This window comes from Sphingobacterium daejeonense, assembly GCF_901472535.1.
Lineage (GTDB): Bacteria > Bacteroidota > Bacteroidia > Sphingobacteriales > Sphingobacteriaceae > Sphingobacterium > Sphingobacterium daejeonense.
In genome coordinates this window covers 1,658,096-1,677,878 of record NZ_LR590470.1, presented here as the reverse complement: position 1 = coordinate 1,677,878, position 19,783 = coordinate 1,658,096, and the positions used below count along the sequence as shown (strand labels likewise).

Here is a 19,783-nt window from a genome sequence, read left to right as displayed (position 1 = left end):
ATGAAAGCATTAGGAATAAAACAGTTTCATCAGAAAACATTCAAATTACTGGATTTAGAAGGTTCTCAATTTAAACCTACACTGGGTAATATACCAAAGTTCTTTACTTGTGTCATAGGCGGTTTTAGCGGTAACGGTAAGACAGAGTTTTGCATCCGATTGGCTAAGATGTTTTGTGAGCGTTTTGGGGTAAAGGCTTCTTGGTGGTCATACGAGCAACGACATGGGTTTGACTTGCAAACAGCGACCATGCGCAATAACATGGAAGAAGTTTCAGGCTTGTTTATCCCAATTGATCCTATAGCTAATTTACCTCAGGGGGTTAGCTTTTTGGAAGATTTAGACGCATATCTTGAAAAGCGTGGAAGCTCTGAATATGTGTTCATTGATAGTATTGATTACACCAACTGGAAGAAGGAAGATTATCTATACTTAAAAGAGAAATACGAAGGGAAAAAGACGTTTATTTTCATTTGCCATACTGATCCTTCAGGCAATCCAAGAAAGTCCATTGCACGTGATATCATCTTTGATGGTGGTATGTTCATTTTCGTTTCAAAGTATATAGCTACTCCCTTAAAAAATCGCTTTGGGGGCTTTGATCCATTTGTAATTTGGGAGAAAAAAGCGAGGGAGCTAAACCCACTTTTCTTTGATCCAAAGAGTAAGGTAAAAGGCAAAAATCAACAGACGGAGCTGTTTGAAGAATCGGAGAACGAAAAGCAAGGGGTATCGAAAAAAGTTCCTGTTAAAAGTAAGGGGGTAGATGCAAACAATAAATTAAAAGTAGTGGGGTAAATGCAATGAAAAGATTCGTGTTAACATCAGACAGTTTTAAAGGTCAAGTGGTTTTAGGCTATAACGAAGATGGTTTATTGTCACTTGTGGAGAATGATGCTATAATGACCGAAAAACAATTTTCTTGGTTTTGGGACTTCCTTCCAATCCATGAAAGCCAATTGTCAGAATACAAAAGAAAGGTTAAAGGATACTTGGAGGAACTACCTGAAGATATCAGCTTTGATGCATTTTGGAATAGGTATGGAAAAAAAATAAATAAGATCAGGTGTGAACCTATTTTCAAGAAATTAAAGGATGCTGAAAAGCTATTGGCTATTCGCAATATAAAGCCGTATGAGGAATATTTAGAGCGTACTGGCTATAGAGGTAAGTGTGACCCTGAAAACTATTTTAAAAAGGGTTATTGGAATGTTGACTGGAAAGCGGAAAGGGTTTAATGATGAAACAAATATCAAGTACTAAAAAACAGAATGCAATGATCGGCTACTTAGTTAGCCGATTAAAGCTGGATGATGATACCAAAGAAGAAATCATTTACAGCTATACCGATGGTAGAACTACCAGTATTCGGGAATTACAATTTGAAGAAGCCAAAGAGGTAATTAAAGCTTTAACTAGTGGTCATGTGCAATTTCAGTCACCAGCAAATAAGATGAGACGTAAAATATTATCTATGGCTCATGAAATGAGCTGGGAGCTAATAAGTGGTAAAATAGATATGAATAGGGTTAACAATTGGTGCATCAATTATGGATACCTGAGCAAGCGTTTAGACCAATATACGGAAAACGAGCTTCCAGCTTTGGTGTCTGCATTTGAAAACATGTATTTAAAGCATTTAAAAGGGATTTAAAAGTTATATATTTGTTCATTATGAAACAATTGTTGAAAAAATATCGCATTTTAATTTTAATTATTAGCGCCTTATTATTTGTCGGAGTGTCAACTTACATTTATTATTATAAGTTCTACATACCAACAATTTTTGAAAATGCTCAGTCCGGTCGATACAAAGGAAAAAAAGGAGTCACATTTGGCGATTCAATAACTTGGTATGATGGAAAATCATTTTTTAAAACTCATAAAGAATACCCCTATAAGGCAGTTGGTTACCAAGAGTACGTAAGGCAATATTTTGACTGTCAAATTGATAATAAAGGAATTAGTTCCCTGGATATGACACAAATACTGAACGAAGTCATCAGATACAAATATTACAATAATGTTAGCTTTGTAACACTTACAAGTGGCGCAAATGACGCAAGGAAAGGAATAAATTTAGGTAAAATTAAAGATATTGGAGGTGATTTTGATCGGTCTACTTTTATTGGAGCTATGCAAATAGCGATTGAACATATTCTTAATCAAAACAAAAGTGTAGATCTATATTTAATTACACCCATTAACGGATTTTTTAAAGAAACAGGGACAAAAGATGTGCCTGGGCCATATAAAAATTTAAATTATATTTCTGAAGATTATTCAAAAGCAATTATTGATCTTGGGCATAAATATAATTTAAAAGTTTGTGACTGGTATAATAATATTGAAGTACAAAATGATAAAGATTATTTATTTGGGGATAAAATTAATATTCCTTATCAACTTCATCCAACAAACTTATTATATAATAAAATGGGGATGTATTTATGTAATATAATGGGTGATATGTAACAGAAATCAAATAATTATTAAAGGCTCTGTCTCATAAAGCAGTTTTGGCTAAATGATGCCAAGTAATATTTTGTCCTTTCAGTTTTTAAAACACAAAACAGCCAAATTTTTAATGAAATTTGGCTGTTTTTTTATTATAATGGAGAGACAATATCTACTCTTCAAAATTAAATTCTGTTTTCGCTAATTGAGTTTTAATTATGAGACTGGCTCTTTTTTTATGCTTTAAAACTCGGTTAACTTGGTGTTGGAATTTGATATATTTTTGTATTAATGATAAGAGGAAGCCAAACCATTACGCAAATTTTTCCGACTGCTATAAAATCCGAATCTAGCCGTAAAAGCATCAAAGGAGTTTATACGCAGGATCGTGACATTTGTATGTGTTACCGCTACTACTACCATTATGAAATTCTTCGTGTACGCATGGATGATGCCGTTGCTACTATGGAAAAAGAATTTTTTGTTTCCGCTTCTACCATCATGACCAGACTTGTTGATTATGCCGATTTATTAAAAGATATAGTCTACAACAAGCCTTCAAAAAAAGAGCTTAGAGAAAAATACCCTCAATTTGTTTGGAATTAGTATTCCTTGACAAAACCAGTCGCAAAAGTAATTCGCACTACATCAAAATCCGCTCTATCTTCATCAATTATGCTGGTGCATTCCCATTTTTCCGTTTTACCTAATTTTAAGCCCTGAAACAAGCTTTCAATCTCCTCAATGGTGTCGTAATACTCTAAAGCTTTTTCGAGCCGTTGTGAGGCGTTTAAATTGTTTTGGTCGATAAGCTTTTCAAATGCTACACGGATTTGAATTTGACAGGTTGCTCGTTGGATCATAGCATTCAAATTTTCACGTCTTGGAATATTTACCTTAATCAATGCACATGGGAATTTTACTTCAGGTCTTTGATTGTAGCCTTCGAGTTGCCCCCGATCTCTGTCAATAAACGCTATACTATCCAGTGTGTCCAATTTTAACAATGTGTTTTTAAATATTTCTTTCATCTTTTAAATGGTTTTAAAATTAGTTTTAAATCTTGTTTTAATATCCGTTATTAGGCTTTGACTTTTGCCCATAAATTGACGTTTAGGAAGTGTAACGGAATATGCACCGACTGAAGCTTTTTGGCTGAAGGATGCACGTTTATTGTTTTTGGAGAACAGGGTTTTTCCTTTAAATTTCCCTCTTGTGTGCTTCTTGAATGTAATGTGTTTTACTGCTCCTTTGTGCTGGATGGTTTCACCTTCGTTGTGAGCTTTAGCGTATGGCACTCTTGATGAGCCAGCAGATAGACCAGCCCTATCATGATAAACGTAATTGATCCTAAGTGTCCTAAATAAATTTCCAGTACGGTACATCAGTGATCCTCTTGACGGCTCTCTTTTTTTGTCCTTATATGGCTGGTAAGGCTTTCCGTCCCATTCTTTCTTTAGCAAGGCATTTTGAAAATGTTGCAAAGCGGTTTCAGCAACCAGCTGAGGTGCTAATTCTATCTTTGTGTTAATCTTTTTAAATAATGCTTCAAGCTGTTTATCAAACTTATCCATACTATTTGCTATATTTGTATTGTAATACTACCTCGTGTAAATGAGAGACTGTTAAAATAGGTTGAGCAGTGGCTCATGACTGGTTTTCCAACGTGGTACTTTACACAACCTTAATTAAAGCCATTAGTTAACGCTAATGGCTTTAATTCTTAATAAGCAATCCCCTTCTAAGCCTTGTATCATCCAGCTTGTGCCATGTTTCGATTTTCAGCTCTAAGCTATCCGTTAGCGTACAAACCACTACAACAGCTTGATCGTTATAATACTTCAGGTATATAAACGATTGATACTTTTGGTTTCGGTAATTCTGTAGCCATACTTCATCAGGAGCAGTTAAAATGTTTTCTACTTCTGACAAATACAGATGCCTAGTCCTGTACTTTTGATACTGTGTATTTGTATGAGATTTTAAAGTAGCTTTATCAATGGTAATGATCCTATTGTTGTAGTCGGTAATGCCAAACTTCTTGGATGTAACCTTTTTGAGTTTGCCTGTAAAATCTTCAATTGCATCTTCAATCTGATCTTCACCAAATTTGGAACTGAACTGTTTTGAATTGAAATTTTGATCCAGTGGTTTTAGCCCCCAATCCTTGTAGCCTAGATTATTCATCCGTTTGGTTACATCAAGATAATCCGTTGTGTAATGTTGGTTTTCCGTAAATACCTGACCTTTGTCAGCTCTGTTTATACCCCATCCCCCTTTAGCTGCTTTCTTAAACTCTGAACTATCCAAATACATTTTAACCTTTTCTTCTGAAGCTTTCAATTCTTCATCCGTAACCTCAGCTGCAGTTCTTGGCACAATCCAACAACGACAATTCCAATCGTTAGGAGGTAATATATACTTCCACGCTGGGTGATTCCACGGTAATATAATATCGTGCAATAAAGCATGTGAATGACGTACCCTCTCATCCGCAACAGTCTTATACTGCCAGTAAGGGAAATTATCCGTTTGCTTCATCAGCCTATTGTAAGTCGAAGCCATTTCACCAGCTGCAATAGCCGTGTTATATTCGGTTTCCAACCAAGCTTTATTGTGAACGTCCAGCATTGAGCTAGCCGTATCATAGAACTCACGGAATGATTTTGCTTTACGGAACAACTCATTTAACTGTTGGGCTTCATATAGTGTCTTAGCACCAGCGAACCTAAAGAGATTCATCTCGTAGGCTGTTAATGTTGCTGGATCGTCTACACCATACGAAAAGCCCAAATCCATTAACTTCGTTGGCTTTGTTTTCCATCCCTGAACAAAACCCATCATTAAAGTCGTAGCCGTGAATTCATACAGCTGAGTGTCAAAATTCAATGTCCCTTTTGCAATCCAAGCTCTTTGGATAACATCATCTTTAATGGTGTCAAAAGCTTTGGAAGCGGTGAATTTTGCTAACTGTATATTACTCGTGTGGTGATCTCCAAACGCCCCGACTAGCTGTCTGTTTTGTGCTATCGGGGCTGGGTGAAAAAGCTGTAACAACCTTCTGAACCAAGATAGCTTCTTGCGTTTATCCTCCTTGTTTTCTGTAGGGGTGTCGGTGTTTTCTTCCTCTGAAAGTTGGGGGGTATCTGCGTTTTTGTTTTCGGATTTAGCTTCAAATTCTTTGTGTTTGCTATCTCCAAGCTCGTTTTTTAGTTCATCGTAGTTATCAGGCTTTCTTACTCCATATTCTTCGTAATAGAAATCATCGTCAATGGGTATTCCCAAATCTTTACGCATGGACTTGTGTATATCATAGGAGGTCTTATCAAGGTTCTTATCTTTTTTAATGACAAACGTTCCTCCTTTGGTATCAAATCCAGCAGACTTCAAAATTTTGATGAACTGCGAGTTCAATGACCGTCTTACAAATTGAAGATCGGATTCATTTTTTTTCTGATCCTCTTTTTGGTGTATTTCGGCTTGTGCGTAACCGCTTCTTGTGCTGGAATCTGTTGTTTCAGTTGATCCCAAAAGAACCTTTGAAATATACGCATCCATTTTACTTACAAAAGTATCCTGAAGCTGACCGTTCGCATTTCCTGTATTATTCTTAATGTCAACCTTAGTTCCTGAAGGTCGGATCATGATTCCTCCTGATCCCATTTCACGGATTGCTTTTGCAAGTTGCTGGCGTTGTCCTTCATCAAATCCGTCCCATTCAGCATCAATGATACCACGTCCAAAAATTTCAATGAATTCAGCCCAATCGGATGTACTGCCTCTTTTATAGATTGAGTACATAGCAGCAGAAAGCAATAGCCCTAAATCATTTGCCTTACCAAATTTCATGATGGTTTTGTTATAAATACCATCGTTGATATTTATTCCTTCATCATCTGTTTGGTGCTTTACAATGATCCCCTTTTCGGGTCTCATGTGTTTCTTTGGAACTGAATAAAGTTCAAATTCATTCTGACCGTTTTCATTAATGAAAAAGGTAGGTTCACACATCGAATAACCCCATGCTTTGGAATCAATTATTTCCTTTAATAAATCTTCAAAGCCAATACAGTCAATAAGCTCGTTTATTTCATCGACTGGATTGCCGTCTTTATCGGTGAATTCCCAATTTGCTGTAGTAATTGCATCTTGACGTTTGCCCCATACCGCTATGATCTGTCCGTCCGTTGTGGAGATGTCGTGATACAGATCGTACAGGTAAACACGTCTTGGAATATGTGATTCCGCTGATCGGGTTGCATTTCTCCAGCTGGATATATCCTGATTTTGCCTTGCAAAAGGCTGAACGGAAATATTTTGGATAATCGGTGCTGAAATATTCTTTCCAGCAACAATTTTCTGTTTAGGTCTTTGTCTGTTGTTCTTTGCCATTGTTAATAATAGTTTTCTCGTTTAGGTCTACTGGATACGGTGAAAGCTCCTGACTGGTCATTCTCATCCTGAGGCAATGGCCAGCCTTTAGGCGTTACTATTCCTTTTTGAATGTCCTTCAGTCTTGCAATGGCATCATCGTAACGCTCTTTTGCTAATTCCAAATCAGTAGCAACATTACAGATGTTTATAAAATGCCATTTGGCAATATCTTTTAGCCATGTCCTAAGGTTGGCGTATGTCTTTCGGTCATCACTGGTCATGATTGAATCAAGGTCAAATCTTGATAGATAGCCAAATGCTTCACTTATTGCCGTGTCAATCGCTTCAGCTAAGCTTTCTTCGTTACCATCGGAAATAGCTTCGATAGTTCCGCTGTACATGTGCGTGTAAAAATCTTCAGGTGTTATTAGTCCCATATTATGCGATACGTTTAGAGCCGTTTTGGCTGGTTGATATAGTTTGAATGTTATCTGCGTTGTGAATGCTTTTGTTATTGATTATCCATACAGCTCCTTCTACTGCATCGGGAGCATCGTCATGAGCTGAACTACCAGCTTCGATAGCTAAAAATTGTTCTTCCAGCCTTTGCATGTGCAGGCTTTCTTTTTCCTTTTCATTAAGCCATAGTTTTTCGTTTCGGTTCAATGGTTCTAATAGGGTTTCAATCCGAGTGAACTTGTCAGCCTTTTTTCGCTGATCTCCTTTTAGTGGAATGATCTTTTTATCATGCTCGCTGGAATACTCATAAAACTTGTTTATAAGCGTGTCTTGAATAAAATTGGCTTCCATCATGTAATACACTGGCACACGGTCTGCAACCAATTCCGCTATCTGATAATGCCATTCAATCATATTGGCAGTAGTGGTCTGATCACAGAACGCTTTAATAACATGGAATTCGTCTTTCCATCTTCCTACCAAGACAGTTGCTTTAAAGTCGTTTTTCTTGGAGTCTTTAAATGAAGGGTCAGTATAGCACACCAGCCATTTGTATTGTGATAATGGCGGTAATTTTTTATAGTTCATCTCCTTGAATACCGTCCCTTCTGAAATGGGGTTATTGAAGTATTCTTTCTGAGCTGAAGCATAAGAGATCAACGAAAGGATTTTGTCAATATCTTCTTCACTGTTTTTTGCTAACCATGAGCTTTTACCATTCTTATCCCTAATATTTACCTGATGGACATAATCAGCTAATTTTTCGCAAAGCGAAACGACACATACTTTTGCGATCTTGTTCCCACATACTATGATCCGATAATTGCCCGAAACGGATACCGTTGGAATTAATGCTTCCTGAATCCATTTGAATTTTTCAATGATCCTGCGTGGGTTTCTGCATTCTTCATCTGTATCAATATCATCGATCAGGATGCAATCAACCCTAAAATTTTCATTACGTGTACCACGAGGCGATTGACCTGCACCCAATGCACGAAAGCTCACACCGTTTTTGGTTGTAAATTCACCGTCCGTCCATGATCCTAATTTTTCCTGAGTTCCATAATCATTTATTAAGCGTTGGTTGCATTCAAGACTTAATTTGTATGGCATCAATAAACGAACAGCGTTATCGAAGCTGTTGGAAACAAGAAGTATGTTTCTTAGTTCTTTTCTTACTAAAACCAAGTATAACACGATCAACATCACTGAGGTTGATTTTGCCAATTCACGAGCCCACATTAGAAGCTCAAACCATCTTTTGTTTTTGATCAGCCTTCGAAACGTTTTTAAATGGAATGGTGCAAAATCCGCTTTACAGAAATTCGGAAAATAGTACTTCATCCACTCCACTTCCTTCCCTTCTTTTTCTAAGCGAGCGATCCGCTTTTGTTTTTGCGTTGGAGTTTCATGGATGTCAATGGGTGTTGCTTGCCTCATTTCTTTGGCAAAGTCCTCCCATTTTATGGATATCTGTTTGTTTGTAAACTTTTGTGCTGCCATTATCTTAAAAGCGTTTTAATGTATCCGTCAAAATCTTCTGTGAGTGCTTTAGCTTTGTCTAAGTCAATACCTCTGTAATGGCTGATCATTTTGGTTGCAACATCAAATACCTCTGATGCGGAAACATCCGTTTCAAGCTTCTTAATGTTTTGGATCAATGTGTCTCGGATATAAGCTTGTTCTTTTGTTGCATAACCTCTACCGCCAGTCGCAATCTCTGTGTTAAGAATTTCAAGCTCATCCATCATCTGTCTAAGTTGATCCTCCCTAGTCATCATGATGCTCTTTTTTGCTTGTTCCCAATTGTCCTCGTTTGACCATTTACTGATTGTTCCCTCAGTAATCTGAAGCCGTCTGGAAATCTCCTTTTGGGTTAATTTTTCACGGATGAAAAGAAGTTTTGCGTGTTCTCTTTTCTCCTGAAGTTCTGCTTTGCTAAGTCTATTTTTTGCCATAAAAACCGTGTTAACTGGTCAAAAATGGCACTTATATATAGGGGTAAAAAATCGGAAAATTAAAAGCTTGCAATAATTGCAGGCTTTTCATGCACAAGGTGTTAGCATTCAAAAAGGCGATTTTTTTGACTGTTTTTGTCGATGTAGGTTTGTGCCAACAATAGCGAAAAAGACAGATGTTAAAAGCGACAAAACGGCTAATAATTTTAAGTGAACAGGTCAACAAATATGGCTTCAGGGCTTTGGTTGATGGCGTTGACTTAGCACAATACGAAAGAAACCCAATTTTACTTTGGATGCACTATCGTGCCTTTGGTAAAAAGAATGAAGTGATCCTTCCTTTGGGGAACGTCATTGAACTGAAGGTAGAAACCATTGACGGTATCGGTAAATGCTTGACAGGTTTGCCAGTCTTTGATGATACGGACGATTTTGCCGTGTCTATTTACAATAAATATGAGAACGGTACGCTTCGTATGGGATCAGCTGGTTTGCTACCTGTAGAATGGTCATCGGATGAAACTTTGATTATTCAGGGGCAAAGGGGTGAAACCTTAGCAAGGTCTATTCTCGAAGAAGTCAGTATTGCCGATATAGGTGCAGATAATAACGCCTTATCCATTGCTCTGTATGATTCCAATCATACTCGCATTGAACTCTCATCCAGCGACACGAACGCTGTAATCCCATTGCTTATCAATAATAAAAAATCACATATGGAAAAAATCGAATTGTCAGCTGCAAAGGCAGCAGCGATATTGGGAACTGATGTGAAGTCAGTTGACCAATTTGAAACAAAGGTGATGGAAGTGGTTCAATTGGCTGCATCCCAAAAAACCGAAATCGACAACCTGAAAAACCAAAATCAAGCTTTACAAAAAAAGGTTGATGATGCTGAAAAAGTTCAGTTGTCGTCCAAAGTGGAAACCTTGGTTCAGGGAGCAGTAGACGACCGAAAAATCACTGCTGACGAAAAACCACATTTCGTGACTTTGGCAATGACTGATTATGATTCAGTTGCAAATATTTTGGGAGGCAAACAAGGTTCGCCAACTGTACAGAGCCAAATCCAAACAAAGAAGGAAGCCAAAGTAAGTCTTTACGCAAACAAGACATGGGAACAATTGGATCAGGAAGGCTTATTGATCAAGCTTAAATCTGATGATCCTAATTTGTTCAAAGAGCTTTTTAAAGCTGAGTTTGACAAAGAGTACGAAGGTTAAACCACAAATCAAGTAGTAATTAACAAACTTTTAAAACCCCTTTAAAACTATTTAAAATCAAATGAGAAATTTAGAATTCAAACCGCTTAACCTGTTGTACAATGTGTTGGTTGTGGCGTTGTTGTTTGCCTTGATAGGTGTGAACATTGTTTATTCCGTTCCTGTAGGTATTGTCTCAGGTATTGTTTTGGGATTCGTCAAATCTCCTGAAGCTGCCTTGTTTATGGCTATCCAAAAAGAGATTTGGACAAAGGACATCCAAAACAACCTGTACAAGAACAATACTTTCCTTAATTCATTCTCAAAGGCTGACAAGGAAAACATCAACGGTACAACAGTACACATTCCACAAGCTGGCAGGGCTGGCGATGTGGTTAAAAACAGAAGTTCATTACCAGCAACCGTTAAGACCCGTACAGATATTCCGACATCGTATGAAATCAATGAGTACACTTCTGATCCGATCTTGATTCCTAATGCAGATACTGTTGAGCTTTCTTATGATAAACGTCAATCGGTTCTACAGGATGAACAGGCGAACCTAAATCAAAATGTTGCTGAGGACGTATTATTGTCTACGGTTACGGCTTCCATTGGAACAACAACCAATCTTCCAGCAGCTAGTATTTTGCCTACTGAAGGTAGTGCCGTTGCTCCAACAGCTCCAACAGCAGTTGCAAATGTAAAGGCTTACAGTCTGAAGGATTTGCAACGTGGTAGATCATTCTTTATTCGTCAAGGAACATGGCGTGAAGGTCACATGTATGCAGTAATAACGGCTGAAGCTGAGGCGCAAATGTTCCCTGCTGACAGTCAAGTTACAGCTACTTACATGGCAAGCGTAACAGAAGAGGAACGCCGTAATGGTGTCATGTACAAAGCTCAGGGCTTTAAGATTTTCACACGTTCAACAGTCTTATTGTTGAATGCAGCTGGTGCGTTCAAGCCTTTGACTGCTGAAGCTGCTACAACGGATGTGGAAGGAATTCTTTTGTACAACGGCAATAACGTTGAATTTGCCTTAGGTGATATCAAATTCTTTGAAAACCTAAACGATGCAACTTACTACGGTGATATTTATTCATTCTTGGTTCGTGCTGGAGCAAGGGCAAAACGTGAAAAATTTGAAGGTGTTTGTGTAGTAAAACAAGTGCCAGCAGCATAATTAATCAACCAAACCAATAGCGGGGATGCTTCGTGCGACCCGCTTCTAATCCTTAGCAAATGGAGCAACTAATAGAATCGCTTTTGATTCCTCTCATTACTAGCATCGCTGGGGCTTTTTCAGGTTGGTTTTTTGGAAGACGTAAACAAACAGCTGAAGCTGTCCAGAGCGAATTAGAATCAGTGGAAAAGGCGGTTGCTATTTGGCGTGAAATAGCTCAGGATTTAAAAAAAGAGCTGGCAGAGCAAAGTTTACAGATTCAAAATCTACAGATGGAAATAGGAACGCTCAGACGTGATAATGCAAGGCTTTTGAGTGAGTTGAAGCAAATCAAGAAAGTACAGAAGGAACAGGGCTATGATAGCACAAATTAACAGAACCATTAAAACGGATAAACAGACACTAGGTGAATTTATCCTGAAAGATGATAAAGGAACGGTATTGATGAAGTGCAAGACGTTGGAGCTTCCATGGAGGAACAATGAGTTTCAAAAGTCATGTATTCCATCAGGTACATACAATGTCGTTCCTCGCACATCTCCAAAGTTTTCTAAGCATTACCACATTTTGGATGTGCCTAACAGGACTTATATCCTGATCCACACTGGAAATTATCACACTCAAATTTTAGGGTGCATCCTTGTAGGTTCGGAATTTAAGGACATGAATGGCGATGGCAGCCTTGATGTGACATCCAGTAGGATAACGTTAGACAGAATTTTAAAACTTGCCCCGAAAGGCTTTAAACTAATTGTAGCATGAAAGGAACAATTTCGACTATAAAATTGAAGATTGCAGTTTTCGCAATCGTGGCAATCATTGCGATGTGTATCGGATGCAAAAGCAAACAAGCCATCACAATCCCATCAACAAAAACGGTTGAAGTAGAAAAGCTGGTCACAAAAACAGTTCGTGATACAGTGATCGAGGTTGAAGCGGATAGCTCTTATTACAGGGCTTGGATTGAATGTGTGAACAATAAACCAGTATTGAAGAATCCCATTTCAATTGCTGGAAAAAATCAGTTGCAAGCTCCTAAAGTCAAATTGGACGATTTAGGACAATTGATGGTTGACTGTCAAACCGAGAACCTTGAATTGCATGCTCGTATTGAAGAACTGGTGACGGAATTGAGTACAAAGGAAACTCAGTATGTAAATGTTCCAGTCGAGCGAGAATTAACCTTCTTTCAAAAAGTATTTATCAAACTGGGCAAAATATTCGGAGTGATCCTTTTGGGATTTGTCGGGTATGGAGCTTTCAAACTGTATAAAAAGATTTATGACAGATAATAATAAAAAATTTGAGCAAGAAGCCAAGGCGTTTTTTGTCAATCCAAAGAACAGTAATAAAAACACCTGTTACATCACTTCTGATGGCAATGTTTTCAGTGCGGATCATTATGCACAGGACTGGAAGAAAAAGCTAAAAGATAGAACTGTTGAAGTTTATCATCGTCATGGCTCAGCTAGTAAAATAGTTGAAAAACTTAAAGAAGTTCTATCAGGAGGCAATATTGAACCAGTTTTAGGAAATGGATCTTCTGAAGCTGATCGTGATGCGTTGGTAAAGGAATACATTGAGCTTTTTGATACCAAGCCACATCACAAATGGTCTGATGAAAAAGTCAAGGCTTTAATTGACGAAAAGAAAGCTGAATCCAATGATCCTGAAGGATCGGACAATGTGGAAGGCAATGAAGAAACTACCTTGCCAAACGAGTAATTAACAAACTTTTAAAACCCTTTTAAAACTATTTAAAATCATGTTTAGAGACGAAGTAAGCTATGATATGGAGATTGACGGCTTTAAGATTGCCGACATTCCAGCAGATGGAGGTTTAGCGACTGCCTTCACATCCCCAGGGAAAGTACATGAAGATACTATTGAAATCACTCAGGATGATCCGACCGAAAATGCATTTTATGCACAAGGTGAATCCACTCCACTAGAAACCTCATTAAAAGCAGGTCTTAGAACTGGTGTGGCAAACCTGATCAAGGTTACTGCTGAGGTTGGAGCTGATCTATTGGGAGGAACTGTAGTTGCTGGTCAGTACCATGCTCCTTCAGGCACGCCAAACATCGAAAAGGCTATTCAGATCATTGATGGCAAAGGTATGCCTTATACATATCCTCGTTGTCGTATCAATGCTAAGGTTATCGGTCGTTTCCGTGTCGGTGAACCTAATCACATTGAATTGCGCTGGACGGTATTGCAACCTAAAAGGTTGGTATTGCTCCTGAAATCATTGGTGTATTAGATGCTGGATAAGTATGGAGGCAGCTACTGAAATACAGGCAGCACAGACCATATTAGAAGAAGGGGTCAGGTTAGATATCCCTGCCCCCTTTTTTTTAAGGCTGTTCCGAATCAAAACGATTCCGCTTGTTCTACACGATCCAACTGCATCTGTCTGTTTGCGTATAACAAAACTTCGTTTGCAGATGGGGATAACTGATGTTGACTTTGAGCAAATGAGTGTTGAAGATGGTCTAAAGTATAGGGTAAATCATGGGTTTACAGTTGGTCGAATTCTCGCTATTGGCATTTTACGAGGTCGGAAAAGAAACTGGCTAGCTGGAAAATGGCTGGCAAAGCAATTATTAAAACACTATCCTTTTTCCGTTCTCCTGAACATCATGCATATCATCACGCTTGGAGGGCTAGAGGATTTTATGAATACTATCGGATTGTTAGAGGGGATGAGACTGACGAAACCAAACGATCCGAGCCAAAGAAAAAGTCAGAGGAGTTAAAGACCGTTGGTCTACATAGCCTTTGGGGAACAATCATAACAGCACAAAAAGAAACTGGATGTAGTTGGGATGAAATACTTTATAAAAGAAGCTGGATCAATATCAGAATGATGCTGGCTGATGCTCCAAGAGTACAGCGTTCCAGCGGTAAAAAGAAACAAAAATTAAAGGGCTTCGATGAGCTACCAAATACTAAACAATGAGTGACGGACAATTAGATATAGAATTTAGATTTAATACGCCTGAAGCTAAGCGTGAAACGGATGATATCCGCAAGGGTGTCAAATCTGTCAACGATGAGGCTAAGGGCGGTAATGCTCCGCTGAAAGAACGTGAAGGTATTTTGGAGCGTTTGCGGAGACGTATGGCTGAACTGAAGAATGAAGCTGAAAAGGCTAATTCCGTTATGTCGGTTGCTTCCATAAACAAAGAGCTTCAGCGTTATGAGCAGGAGCTTGTGCGTGTCGGTCGGGCTGGTCGGGCTGGTTTTGATTCTCATGGGAATGCGATGCTTTCTAATGAGGGTATTTTACAGCGTTTGTACCGTGCAGCCCAGCTTTACGAAAAGGGAATGTTGGAAGCGACCAATCCAGCTAATTTGGAAAAGTACAGCCAAAAGCTTGGTTTGATCAATTCTGAAATATCAAAGCTTACAAAAGGGCAAAATATCGGCGGTTCTTGGAACGGTCTGCAAAATTCCGTCAATCAGTTAACTAGGGAATTGCCAGCCATGACATACGGCTTTCAGACGTTTGCAATGGCGATATCAAACAACCTTCCAATTTTCGCTGATGAAATAGTAAGGGTGAAAAAAGAAAACGAAGCCCTTATAGCTTCAGGCAAAAAAGGTAAATCCGTATGGAAGGAACTTGGATCAGCAATATTGAATTGGCAGACCGCAATGATGGTCGGAATTGTCCTGATGACCACTTATGGTAAGGAAATCGGTCAATGGATCAAAGGTCTATTTAATGCTAAGAAAGAAGTAAATGCACTGGAAGAAGCTAACAAAGCTTTGCATAATTCTTTAGCTGGCACGGAATACACCACAGCCGTGCAAAATGTGAAAAGGCTTGAAATAGCGGTTGACTTAGCGAAAAAAGGCTTTGTATCAAAAAAGGCAGTTGTACAGGAGTACAATAAAACCATTGGGAAAACTACAGGTGAAGTTAAAACCCTCCACGATGTTGAAAGCTTCCTAATCGACAATGCACAAAACTATGTCAAAATGACGATGTACAAAGCAGCTGCTAACATCGCATTACAGGAGGCTGCTAAAGGAGCTTATGAAGCTGAGCAAGCTAGAATAAAAACCGCTGAAGAATCTTTGACTGGCTGGCAAAAATTTGTTGATGGTCTGAATAGAATGCCGGGGCTTGGTGGTCAGGGTATGCGTTATGATGTTAAGCAGGCAGAGGCACAGGCTCAAAAGGACATGGAGCGGATGGGTAATGCAACCCGTGACGCTGCAATATCTGAAGCTAAGAAAACAGAAGATGCACAGACCAAAATTGCTGACAACTTTCTTAAAAAAGCTTCTGAGATCGCTGGTAAAATGGGAATATCTGTTTTCGGTGATGATCCTAAAACACCTAAAGTCAATACCACTGCCTTAGAGAATGCTTACAAGCGTATTGTCAACATCAGAAAGGAAGCCCTTGAAAAAATTCAGGAGATTGATGCTGAATACAGGGTTAAGTCATTTGAAAACGATCAACAGGAAATTGAGGCATTAAAGCAAAAGTTTGCCGATCTGAGACGTGTGCTTCAGGATGAAAACAAAAAGATTGCTGAGTACAATGCCAAAAACAAAAAATCTCCGATTGATCTGATTGACGTTTCTGCTGTTGATCCTATTGAGCAAAGGGCAATGAGTGACCTGAGGTATAGGCATGAAACGAATAAGCTTTCAGAATCATTGAATGAGCGTAAAAAGCTGGTTCAGGAATATGAGGAATTTAAAACTTCATCGAGTGAAAAGGAAGCTGACAAACGTTTTGCTTCAGACCTTTCCAAGATAAAGAACTATTACCGTGATGTAACTGGCGAAATAAATGCGCTTCAGGGTAAACAGTTCACGGTTGGATTGACAGGAGCTGAAACCGAACGGTTAAACAAGCTTTTAGAGCTTCTAAAAGAGTACAACCAAAGTAAGCAAGCTTTGGAGGATAAAGCCTTTTTAGAATCGTTTAATCTTACCAAAACATACGGTGATAAGCTTGCAGACATCAATGAAAAATACCAAAGGCTGTACAAAGCACAAGGTGAAGAGATGTCAGAAGAAAAAAAGGAACTTCTAAAACAGGCTAGACAGGATGAAATTGATCAGTTGAACGAAACTGAAGCTAGGAAAAACCGAATCCTGATCCAAGCAGCTAAACAGCAATTAGTCATCACAACTGCTGGTATTCGTGCGCAAATCAAGGTTATTAAAGACCTGTTGGCTCGTGAAGATTTAACACCACAATTCCGCAATGAACTAGAATCAGCATTAACAAATGCTCAATCTACTGCTAAACTTGGTGCTAGAGCTGCAACGCTCGCAAATCTTCAAAAGCAATACAGAAAGCTTGCTGATGAGTTGGTACGTTTAAGAAAGGTTGGAGCGAGTGCAGAAGAAATTAAAGCGGTTAACGATAAGCTTCAGGAAACTCAGGAGGAAATTGACCAAATCAATCAAGATGGTTTGAGCAATATGCTCCAGCTTCTTCAGCGTATAGCGTTTTCAGTTAGTCAACTTGGTGAAAGTCTTTCAAATTTAGGTGATGCGTTTGGAAACAGCCTGATTAGCAATGCTGGTCAATTTCTTTCAGGCTTAGCTATCGGTATTGATAATTTATCAGTTGCTTTTGATAAGAATGCAACCAGCTCCGAAAAATATGCAGCTGCTATAAGTTCAGCTGTGGACCTGATCAGTATGGTAGCAAATGCAGCTGCTGAAAGAAAACAGGCTGAAGAAGAATATTACAGGGCAATAATTGATTTACAACGGGAATACAATTTAAGCCTGAATGATCAAATCCGCTTACAATCCCAATTAGGTGAAAGTATCTATCTGAAGGATTATGTAGGCAGGATGAAGGATGGCATGTTGGCTGCTGAAGATGCTATCAAAAATTATCAGAAAGCAGTAATTGAGCTATCCCAAAAAGGGAAAATCAGCAAAGGTTTAGAAAATGCCGTTGATTGGAAAAATGTTGGTTCGGGAGCGGTAAGCGGTGCTGTTATTGGTGCTACTATAGGTTCAGTTATACCAGTCATTGGTACGTTGATCGGGGGTGCTGTTGGTGCTGTTGTAGGTTTCTTCACTGGTTTATTTGGAGGCAAAAAGAAAAAGCCTAAGTATGAGGATTTATACACCAATCTTCCAAAAGAGGTTGCGGATGTATTGACATCTTCAGAGCCACAAGATTTAAGGGATGTAAAAGCGTTGCTTACGTCTTTAAACAATGATAAGGCAGTCGATGCGAACACCAAGCAAATGATCGAGGGTGTTCTTGAATGGATTGAAAAGATAGAAGAAGCTAGGGCGCAAATAAAAGAGGTAGTTCAGGAGCTTACTGGATCACTCGGCTCTGATATGCGGAATAACCTTGTCGAATATTTTAAGCAAGGTGAATCGGCTGCTTTAGCAATGGGTAAAACCGTTAATAAGGTTTTGGAGGACATGATGTCACAGCTCTTATTCTCCAAAGCATTTGATGAAATCTTTAAACAATTTGAAGATCAATTGACAGATACTTTGCTTTTTGGTGAGGAAGGTGATGTAATTGATGTTTTTGCTCAATTCCTGAAGGATGCTGGTTCAGCTGGTGAGAATTATTACAAATGGATGGAAGCAGCTAAGGAAGCAGCTAAACAGCAAGGTTTGGACATCTTCAATACAACCAGTTCATCTAACTCTTTAGCGACTTCAGGTATTGAACGAATCTCAGAGCAAACAGGTACGGAACTCATGGGGATCAATCGTGCTGACTACGATCTGAACAAACAAAAGTATCAATTGATCCAAAAATCTTTAGACTTCATTCAAAGCACTTACAGAACACTTGTACAGAGTTTGAAAGTTCAGGAGGAAATCAGGGATAACACAGCTAATACCGTGACTGAGTTAAAGAATGCAGTTACAGAGCTGAAGGCTATCAATTCAAATACGAAAGGGGGCAAATATGGCGGTTAGTGTCCTGATAAACGGATTTGATCTAAAGGATGCGTTTGGGGTATATCTTGAAGATGGTGGGTTGCAAGTTTTTGAAGTTCCTGCTACACCCAAAGAGCCTTTTTATAATGAATGGTCTGATCAGAATGGACGTGACTACGACACGGAATCACCTGTAGTTTATCAAGCTCAAACTTTTGAAGTTCCGTTTCTGATTACGGCTTCTAATATGGTTGATTACCGAAAGAAGAAAAAGGACTTTTTGTCTCTGATAGACTTTAACGGTGAATTTGATCTGCAAGTAATTGATTGGGGTGAAGCATTCCGATTGAGATACAAAGGTGTCGCATCTTGGAACTTTATCAATGTCGATTTAGGTTCATCTACTTCAGCTCGCTTTGTGTTGCGCTTAGAATGCAATCACAACAAAGGGTATGTATTCAAGTACCTCGTGGACAATTCAGGAAGATACATTGTGATCAATAATAAAAAAATGATGGTTAAAACAAGTTATTAAACGACTTATGGAAGATAAAATTATATATTTTGATAAAGGCACCCCTAAGATTGAACAGGCAAATAAAGTAAGTTCTTTGCTTGCTGTTAATGGGGATGACGGTACAATCGGTGCTGTTCATTTTGACCTGTTGGTTTTAGAGGCTGGTAAAAATGTAGGTGATGCTGTTAAAATTGAAAGCCTAGTTCTACCTACACTCGGAACTGTAAACAAAAAGGCTACTGTAAGAGGGGGGCAAATTGGGAGAAATTTCACATATACTGATCCTGTAACTGCTATCACAAAAAATCTACCAGTAGGCATTAATATGGTCGCCGATATTTTTTGGGATGGAATCTTAAAAACATGGAGTATAGTTAACGAAGATCCTTTACCACAGGTCGAGGGAACTGACCACATTAATCCTGATGGAAATGCCATTCCAACAGAGAAAGCTGTAGCTAAATATGCGACTACAAATGATATGGATGTTGCCATTAAGGTGCTGAATTTAAATACCGATTCAATAAGAATTGAGAGTATAGTTCCTGAGGACAAAACATCATTTGTGTTTAATCAAAATCAAACCACTTCGGGAATATATTTTGAAAATGTTAACCATAAAGGTTTTAAGACTTTTTATGTAAAATCTTATGTTACAGGTGATGCAACCATAAGGGTTTTTTACAAGAACAGCGAACGTCTTAAATATCTTACATACTAAAACCGT

Annotated in this window: 22 protein-coding genes; 16 read left to right on the top strand and 6 right to left on the bottom strand. The window is 38.6% G+C overall.

All coding sequences use genetic code 11. The features are described 5' to 3' along the window. The 5 genes from FGL31_RS08015 to FGL31_RS07995 all read left to right on the top strand — a co-directional run bounded on the left by FGL31_RS08015 (position 1) and on the right by FGL31_RS07995 (position 3,063). Positions 1–798: a hypothetical protein gene (locus FGL31_RS08015; RefSeq protein WP_138090418.1), complete on the top strand. Its 798-nt coding sequence runs from the start codon at positions 1–3 to the stop codon at positions 796–798. A 5-nt stretch (positions 799–803) separates the two neighbouring features. Then, complete coding sequence (locus tag FGL31_RS08010) at positions 804–1,238, top strand: LvrA C-terminal domain-related protein (protein ID WP_138090416.1); 435 nt, start codon at positions 804–806, stop codon at positions 1,236–1,238. Continuing rightward, on the top strand, positions 1,238–1,654 hold the full coding sequence (locus tag FGL31_RS08005; RefSeq protein WP_138090414.1) for a hypothetical protein: 417 nt from the start codon (positions 1,238–1,240) through the stop codon (positions 1,652–1,654). The genes FGL31_RS08010 and FGL31_RS08005 overlap by 1 nt, the downstream gene beginning before the upstream one ends. Positions 1,655–1,674: 20 nt before the next feature. Further along, on the top strand, positions 1,675–2,475 hold the full coding sequence (locus FGL31_RS08000) for an SGNH/GDSL hydrolase family protein (protein ID WP_138090411.1): 801 nt from the start codon (positions 1,675–1,677) through the stop codon (positions 2,473–2,475). A gap of 273 nt (positions 2,476–2,748) precedes the next feature. Next, positions 2,749–3,063: a hypothetical protein gene (locus FGL31_RS07995; protein WP_138090408.1), complete on the top strand. Its 315-nt coding sequence runs from the start codon at positions 2,749–2,751 to the stop codon at positions 3,061–3,063. Here the strand turns inward: FGL31_RS07995 and FGL31_RS07990 are convergent. The 6 genes from FGL31_RS07990 to FGL31_RS07965 all read right to left on the bottom strand — a co-directional run bounded on the left by FGL31_RS07990 (position 3,060) and on the right by FGL31_RS07965 (position 9,251). Next, on the bottom strand, positions 3,060–3,488 hold the full coding sequence (locus tag FGL31_RS07990; RefSeq protein ID WP_138090406.1) for a hypothetical protein: 429 nt from the start codon (positions 3,486–3,488) through the stop codon (positions 3,060–3,062). The two genes, FGL31_RS07995 and FGL31_RS07990, sit on opposite strands and share 4 nt — an antisense overlap. A gap of 3 nt (positions 3,489–3,491) precedes the next feature. After that, entirely contained in the window at positions 3,492–4,031 is a 540-nt protein-coding gene (locus FGL31_RS07985) for a phage virion morphogenesis family protein (protein ID WP_138090403.1), read from the bottom strand. Between the two features lie 142 nt (positions 4,032–4,173). Then, complete coding sequence (locus FGL31_RS07980) at positions 4,174–6,849, bottom strand: phage portal protein family protein (protein WP_138090400.1); 2,676 nt, start codon at positions 6,847–6,849, stop codon at positions 4,174–4,176. A 2-nt stretch (positions 6,850–6,851) separates the two neighbouring features. Next, entirely contained in the window at positions 6,852–7,268 is a 417-nt protein-coding gene (locus FGL31_RS07975; RefSeq protein ID WP_138090397.1) for a DUF1320 family protein, read from the bottom strand. A gap of 1 nt (position 7,269) precedes the next feature. Then, entirely contained in the window at positions 7,270–8,796 is a 1,527-nt protein-coding gene (locus FGL31_RS07970; RefSeq protein WP_138090395.1) for a hypothetical protein, read from the bottom strand. Further along, on the bottom strand, positions 8,796–9,251 hold the full coding sequence (locus FGL31_RS07965) for a terminase gpP N-terminus-related DNA-binding protein (RefSeq protein WP_138090393.1): 456 nt from the start codon (positions 9,249–9,251) through the stop codon (positions 8,796–8,798). Before FGL31_RS07965 ends, FGL31_RS07970 begins: the two co-directional genes overlap by 1 nt. A 176-nt stretch (positions 9,252–9,427) precedes the next feature. Between FGL31_RS07965 and FGL31_RS07960 the strand changes: the two genes are divergently transcribed. The 11 genes from FGL31_RS07960 (at position 9,428) to FGL31_RS07910 (ending at position 19,777) form a co-directional block, all read left to right on the top strand. After that, a complete protein-coding gene (locus FGL31_RS07960; protein WP_138090391.1) occupies positions 9,428–10,474 on the top strand; it encodes a hypothetical protein in 1,047 nt (348 codons plus the stop codon). A 61-nt stretch (positions 10,475–10,535) separates the two neighbouring features. Next, positions 10,536–11,639, top strand: a complete 1,104-nt coding sequence (locus tag FGL31_RS07955) for a hypothetical protein (RefSeq protein WP_197734131.1) — start codon at positions 10,536–10,538, stop codon at positions 11,637–11,639. 59 nt (positions 11,640–11,698) lie between these two features. After that, positions 11,699–12,013: a hypothetical protein gene (locus tag FGL31_RS07950; RefSeq protein WP_138090389.1), complete on the top strand. Its 315-nt coding sequence runs from the start codon at positions 11,699–11,701 to the stop codon at positions 12,011–12,013. Continuing rightward, positions 11,997–12,401: a DUF5675 family protein gene (locus FGL31_RS07945; RefSeq protein WP_138090387.1), complete on the top strand. Its 405-nt coding sequence runs from the start codon at positions 11,997–11,999 to the stop codon at positions 12,399–12,401. The genes FGL31_RS07950 and FGL31_RS07945 overlap by 17 nt, the downstream gene beginning before the upstream one ends. Then, positions 12,398–12,931, top strand: coding sequence for a hypothetical protein (locus FGL31_RS07940; RefSeq protein WP_138090385.1), 534 nt, complete (start codon positions 12,398–12,400; stop codon positions 12,929–12,931). Before FGL31_RS07945 ends, FGL31_RS07940 begins: the two co-directional genes overlap by 4 nt. Then, the gene (locus FGL31_RS07935; protein ID WP_138090383.1) at positions 12,921–13,364 is read left to right on the top strand and encodes a hypothetical protein; all 444 of its coding nucleotides are present in this window, start codon (positions 12,921–12,923) and stop codon (positions 13,362–13,364) included. The genes FGL31_RS07940 and FGL31_RS07935 overlap by 11 nt, the downstream gene beginning before the upstream one ends. A 40-nt stretch (positions 13,365–13,404) precedes the next feature. Further along, a complete protein-coding gene (locus FGL31_RS07930; RefSeq protein ID WP_138090381.1) occupies positions 13,405–13,902 on the top strand; it encodes a hypothetical protein in 498 nt (165 codons plus the stop codon). 324 nt (positions 13,903–14,226) lie between these two features. Beyond that, complete coding sequence (locus FGL31_RS07925) at positions 14,227–14,601, top strand: hypothetical protein (RefSeq protein ID WP_138090378.1); 375 nt, start codon at positions 14,227–14,229, stop codon at positions 14,599–14,601. After that, positions 14,598–18,578, top strand: coding sequence for a glycine zipper domain-containing protein (locus tag FGL31_RS07920; protein ID WP_138090376.1), 3,981 nt, complete (start codon positions 14,598–14,600; stop codon positions 18,576–18,578). Before FGL31_RS07925 ends, FGL31_RS07920 begins: the two co-directional genes overlap by 4 nt. Continuing rightward, complete coding sequence (locus FGL31_RS07915) at positions 18,568–19,074, top strand: hypothetical protein (RefSeq protein WP_138090374.1); 507 nt, start codon at positions 18,568–18,570, stop codon at positions 19,072–19,074. The genes FGL31_RS07920 and FGL31_RS07915 overlap by 11 nt, the downstream gene beginning before the upstream one ends. A gap of 7 nt (positions 19,075–19,081) precedes the next feature. Further along, positions 19,082–19,777 carry a hypothetical protein gene (locus FGL31_RS07910; protein WP_138090372.1) on the top strand — a complete coding sequence of 232 codons (696 nt, stop codon included), beginning with the start codon at positions 19,082–19,084 and terminating at the stop codon, positions 19,775–19,777. Positions 19,778–19,783 lie beyond the last annotated feature (6 nt).

Bases quoted from the DNA above. Each gene is read 5' to 3' on its own strand.
- FGL31_RS07935 (WP_138090383.1), top strand. From the start codon at position 12,921: ATGACAGATAATAATAAAAAATTTGAGCAAGAAGCCAAGGCGTTTTTT.
- FGL31_RS07985 (WP_138090403.1), bottom strand. From the start codon at position 4,031: ATGGATAAGTTTGATAAACAGCTTGAAGCATTATTTAAAAAGATTAAC.
- FGL31_RS07940 (WP_138090385.1), top strand. From the start codon at position 12,398: ATGAAAGGAACAATTTCGACTATAAAATTGAAGATTGCAGTTTTCGCA.
- FGL31_RS07975 (WP_138090397.1), bottom strand. From the start codon at position 7,268: ATGGGACTAATAACACCTGAAGATTTTTACACGCACATGTACAGCGGA.
- FGL31_RS07920 (WP_138090376.1), top strand. From the start codon at position 14,598: ATGAGTGACGGACAATTAGATATAGAATTTAGATTTAATACGCCTGAA.
- FGL31_RS07980 (WP_138090400.1), bottom strand. From the start codon at position 6,849: ATGGCAAAGAACAACAGACAAAGACCTAAACAGAAAATTGTTGCTGGA.
- FGL31_RS07955 (WP_197734131.1), top strand. From the start codon at position 10,536: ATGAGAAATTTAGAATTCAAACCGCTTAACCTGTTGTACAATGTGTTG.
- FGL31_RS08000 (WP_138090411.1), top strand. From the start codon at position 1,675: ATGAAACAATTGTTGAAAAAATATCGCATTTTAATTTTAATTATTAGC.
- FGL31_RS07925 (WP_138090378.1), top strand. From the start codon at position 14,227: ATGGCTGGCAAAGCAATTATTAAAACACTATCCTTTTTCCGTTCTCCT.
- FGL31_RS07945 (WP_138090387.1), top strand. From the start codon at position 11,997: ATGATAGCACAAATTAACAGAACCATTAAAACGGATAAACAGACACTA.
- FGL31_RS08010 (WP_138090416.1), top strand. From the start codon at position 804: ATGAAAAGATTCGTGTTAACATCAGACAGTTTTAAAGGTCAAGTGGTT.
- FGL31_RS07990 (WP_138090406.1), bottom strand. From the start codon at position 3,488: ATGAAAGAAATATTTAAAAACACATTGTTAAAATTGGACACACTGGAT.
- FGL31_RS07970 (WP_138090395.1), bottom strand. From the start codon at position 8,796: ATGGCAGCACAAAAGTTTACAAACAAACAGATATCCATAAAATGGGAG.
- FGL31_RS07965 (WP_138090393.1), bottom strand. From the start codon at position 9,251: ATGGCAAAAAATAGACTTAGCAAAGCAGAACTTCAGGAGAAAAGAGAA.
- FGL31_RS08005 (WP_138090414.1), top strand. From the start codon at position 1,238: ATGATGAAACAAATATCAAGTACTAAAAAACAGAATGCAATGATCGGC.
- FGL31_RS07930 (WP_138090381.1), top strand. From the start codon at position 13,405: ATGTTTAGAGACGAAGTAAGCTATGATATGGAGATTGACGGCTTTAAG.
- FGL31_RS07995 (WP_138090408.1), top strand. From the start codon at position 2,749: ATGATAAGAGGAAGCCAAACCATTACGCAAATTTTTCCGACTGCTATA.
- FGL31_RS08015 (WP_138090418.1), top strand. From the start codon at position 1: ATGAAAGCATTAGGAATAAAACAGTTTCATCAGAAAACATTCAAATTA.
- FGL31_RS07950 (WP_138090389.1), top strand. From the start codon at position 11,699: ATGGAGCAACTAATAGAATCGCTTTTGATTCCTCTCATTACTAGCATC.
- FGL31_RS07960 (WP_138090391.1), top strand. From the start codon at position 9,428: ATGTTAAAAGCGACAAAACGGCTAATAATTTTAAGTGAACAGGTCAAC.
- FGL31_RS07910 (WP_138090372.1), top strand. From the start codon at position 19,082: ATGGAAGATAAAATTATATATTTTGATAAAGGCACCCCTAAGATTGAA.
- FGL31_RS07915 (WP_138090374.1), top strand. From the start codon at position 18,568: ATGGCGGTTAGTGTCCTGATAAACGGATTTGATCTAAAGGATGCGTTT.